Source organism: Sphaerisporangium melleum (genome assembly GCF_014646695.1).
GTDB classification, from domain to species: Bacteria; Actinomycetota; Actinomycetes; order Streptosporangiales; family Streptosporangiaceae; genus Sphaerisporangium; species Sphaerisporangium melleum.
On sequence record NZ_BMNT01000015.1, the window covers coordinates 188,579 to 189,364 of the forward strand.

The window sequence follows — 786 nt, forward strand, 5'->3', positions numbered from 1 at the left end:
GGCGGCCGACTGTGACATGGGTCTGGTGGCCTACCAGATGACGTTGCTGGTGGAGCGTGCGGGTCAGGTGCTGACCCCGGCCGTACGCGCCGAGCTCCAGGCGTCCCAACCCAGGTGAGGGGCCGATGACAGGAGGACGCTGTGGCACGCCGCGGCTGGACAGATGACGGCGACCCGCTGAACGCCGGCGCGCCGTATCCGCCGATCGATGACGTCCGCCGGTTCTCCGGCGCGGCGGTCTCCCATGCCATGCCGGAGCCTGCGGAACGGAGCAGTTCCCTGGTGCGGCCGTATGCGATGACCGGGGGCCGCACGGCCCCCAAGACGTCGCTCGCCCTTGAAGCCCTCGTCTCTTCCCTCACCTCGGTACATCAAGATCTCGCGACTCTCACCCCGGAAAAGCAGGCGATCAGTACGCTGTGCCGTCAGGTGCGGTCGGTCGCGGAGATCGCCGCGATGCTGCGCATGCCGCTCGGCGTGACTCGCGTCGTGATCGCCGACATGGCGGCCGAGGGCCTGGTCCAGGTGCATCACCCGCAGCTGGAGACGACGGGTAAGCCGGACCTCAACTTGCTGGAAAGGGTTCTCAGTGGACTTCGCAGGCTCTAGCCGGGGCCCGGCGCTGACGTCGACGAAGATCGTCGTCGCGGGTGGGTTCGGTGTCGGCAAGACGACCTTCGTCGGCGCTGTGTCGGAGATCGTCCCCCTCACCACCGAGGCGGTGATGACGGACGCGAGTGCGGGGATCGATGATCTGGGGTTGACGCCGCACAAGACCACGACGAC

Annotated in this window: 1 protein-coding gene and 2 pseudogenes; all 3 read left to right on the top strand. The window is 67.9% G+C overall.

What is annotated here, in order from left to right:
• Positions 1-118 (top strand): annotated as a pseudogene (locus IEY93_RS15525) (roadblock/LC7 domain-containing protein); the annotation flags it as partial.
• A 23-nt stretch (positions 119-141) separates the two neighbouring features.
• Positions 142-609 (top strand): DUF742 domain-containing protein, encoded by a 468-nt coding sequence (locus tag IEY93_RS15530; protein WP_307837587.1) that lies wholly within the window; start codon positions 142-144, stop codon positions 607-609.
• A gap of 13 nt (positions 610-622) precedes the next feature.
• A pseudogene (locus tag IEY93_RS38155) lies at positions 623-786 on the top strand (ATP/GTP-binding protein); the annotation flags it as partial.